Below are 3163 nucleotides of genomic sequence, written 5' to 3'. Positions count from 1 at the left end.
TTTGGGCCACCACCGCGGGGGTCTTCGGCCCCGCGACTCCCGGGGCGCGCCATGCCCGCCCCCGCAGCACCAACGGGCCGGGGCATCCCCGGCCCGTCGCCTCCGTGCGACTCCGGCACTGCGACGGCGGCGCCCACCAGCCCTGGACCCCGCCCTGACGAGACAGCCCCTTCAGCGTGATCAAGGCCGTCCACCGGCCGAACCCGTCCAGCACGTCGTTCACCCCATCGAACGGACCGGAGAAACCACGTGCCTTCCGGAACACGTCAACGCGCCCGAGCACTCGGCCTGACCACCGCCCTCGCGCTGGCCGCCGCGCTGTCGCTCGCACCACCAGCCCTGCCACGCGCCCACGCCGCGACCGCGACGACGGCCTGGCAGTCCGGCCAGTTCACCGTCGACACGCCGAACCTCGTCCGGCGCTCCGACGTCGTACTCGGGCGTCCCGACTCCGCCCAGTCGCAGTTCATGCCGCTGGGCAACGGCACCCTCGGCGCCGCCGTGTGGGCCGCCGACGGCTTTACGGCACAGCTCAACCGCTCCGACACCTACCCCGACCGCAAGTCCCCCGGCCAGGTGACCATCCCCGGTCTGGCCAAGCTCACCGGCGCGGCGGACTACCAGGCCCGTCTGGACCTCTACGACGGCACGTTCACCGAGTCCGGCGGCGGCATGACCGCCACCGCCTACGTGCGGGCCGACAAGGACGAGCTCGTCGTCGACGTCACCGGCGCCGATCCGAACGCGCCGCAGAGCGCGCAGCTCGCGCTCTGGTCGGGCCGCTCCCCGCAGGCGCTCGCGTCCGGGCCACTCGGCACGCTGGCCGAGACCTGGGCCGACAACACCCAGCCCGGCGCGAGCGGTGCGGTCTTCGGCTCGCTCGGCGCCGTCACGGCCGGCGGCCGGAACGTCAGCGCGAGCGTCGTCGATCCCCAGACCGTGAAGGTCTCCTTCAGCCCCCGCCCGGACGGCTCCTTCCGCGTGGTCGTCGCCGCCCCGCACTGGACCGGCGGGGACGCGCCGGCCACCGCGACCGACCTCCTCGGCTCGGACGCGACCGCCGCGACCGAGGCGACGGAGGCGGCCCACCTGGCCTGGTGGCACTCGTACTGGGGCCGGATCGGGCTGATCAGGTTCTCCTCCGCGGACGGGAGCGCCGACTACCTGGAGAACCTGCGCACGCTCGACCTGTACGACGCGGCCGCGGAGAGCCGCGACACCTACCCCGGCTCCCAGGCCGGGGTGGCCGACCTGTTCTCGCCCTACCAGGACAACCACAAGTGGGACCCGGGCGCCTACTGGCACTGGAACATGCGCATGCAGGTCCAGGCGAACCTGTCGGCCGGCGCCTTCGACCTCAACACCCCCTACTTCGACCTCTACCGCGACAACCTGACCAACATCGAGTCCTGGACCCGGTCCCACATGGGACAGCGCCCGGGCGTCTGCGTGCCGGAGACGATGCGCTTCAACGGCCAGGGGTACGAGTACGAGACCTGGCTCTCCTCCCCCGGCCTCAACTGCGACGCCGCCTCCGGGCCGTACTACAACGCGCGCACCCTCTCGACCGGCGCCGAGGTCGGGCTGTGGGCGTGGCAGCAGTACCTGATGACCGGCCAGATGTCCTTCCTCGCCGCCAACTACCCGCTGATGGCCCAGGCCAGCCGGTTCCTGCTCGCCTACGCGACCACCGGCCCCGACGGCCGCCTGCACACCTACCCGTCCAACGCCCACGAGACCCAGTGGGACGTCCACGACCCCACCACCGACCTCGCGGCCATGCAGGCCCTCTTCCCCGCCACCGCCCGGGCCGCCCGGCTCCTGGGCCGGGACGCGGACCTGGCCGCCCGGCTCGACGCCGCGATCCCGAAGCTCCCTCCGTTCGCGCGCACCGACACCGCCACCCGATCGCAGCTGCTCACCCCCGCCGCCGACGCCTCCGGCACCGACGTGATCGCGCCGTCCTACGACCCCTCCGCCGCGACGATGAACTCCGAGAACATCGGCCTGGAACCGGTGTGGCCGTACGGGCTCGTCGGCGACTCCGGCAGCCTGTCGGACCTCGCCAGGCGCACCTACGCCAACCGGCCCAACCAGCAGGCCGACGACTGGAGCAACGACCCGATCCAGGCGGCCCGGCTGGGCCTGGGCGGCGAGGTCGCCGCCACCCTCACCGGCCTGACCGAGAAGTACCAACACCTGCCGTCGGGCCTGGCGACGTTCGTCGGCGACGAGCCCTACGTCGAACAGCAGGGTGTCGTCGCCGCGGCACTCGACGAGGCCCTCGTCCAGGACTACGACGGGCAGATCCGCATCGCCCCCGCCCTGCCGACAGGCTGGGACGCCGACGGGACGGTGTTCGTCCAGGGCGGCAGCAAGGTCTCGGTCCAGGTGCACGGCGGCGCGGTGACCACCGTCGGCATCAACGCGGGCTCCACCGGGACGGTCAAGCTGCGCAACCCCTGGCCCGGCCAGCCGGTCGAGGTCGTCGACGGCCGCGACGGGACCACGCCCGTCGTCGCTCCCACGGCTGCCACGCAGATCTCCATCCCCGTCACGGCCGGGCACTCCTACCTCGTCCAGCGCCCCTCCGCACCCGTCGGCGCCCTGCCGGTCGCGGCGGTGACCGGCACGCCCGCCACCGCCGCGCGCGCACTCGGCCCGGCGTCGATCGGCCTGCCCGCCACGACCACGCCGACCGGCCGTCCCCTGGTCAGCGCGGCCTCCCACCGGTGCCTCGACGACCCGGCGGGCAGCACCAGCCCCGGCACCACCGTCGACATCCGGGACTGCGGTGGGGGCGCCAACCAGGCCTGGACCTACACCTCCAACCAGTCCCTCACCACCGAGGGCCTGTGCCTGGACGCCGACGGAGGAGGCACCACCCCCGGAACGGCCGTCATCCTCTGGCCGTGCCAGGGCTCGCCCAACCAGCAGTGGACCCTCGCCCCGGACGGCACCGTCCGAGGCGTCCAGTCCGGCCTGTGCCTGGACGTGACCGGCGGCGCCACCGACAACGGCACCCCGGTCGAACTGTGGGACTGCACCACCGCCGCCAACCAACAGTGGAGCACGGCATGAGCACCACCCGTCGTGGCGCGCCGGCGCCCCCCGCGCCCCCACCCCCAGGGACAACCCCCCCACCGCCCGCGACCACCCAACC

1 protein-coding gene is annotated in these 3163 nt (G+C 73.7%); it reads left to right on the top strand.

The window, feature by feature from the left end:
* The first annotated feature begins 249 nt into the window (after positions 1–249).
* Positions 250–3081, top strand: a complete 2832-nt coding sequence (locus ACFVWU_RS43120; protein WP_387631810.1) for an RICIN domain-containing protein — start codon at positions 250–252, stop codon at positions 3079–3081.
* The last annotated feature ends 82 nt before the right edge of the window (positions 3082–3163 follow it).

It is taken from the genome of Kitasatospora sp. NPDC058190, from assembly GCF_042883685.1.
GTDB lineage: Bacteria > Actinomycetota > Actinomycetes > Streptomycetales > Streptomycetaceae > Kitasatospora.
Note: the sequence above shows the minus strand (reverse complement) of the source record. Positions and strands in the feature narration are given on the sequence as shown.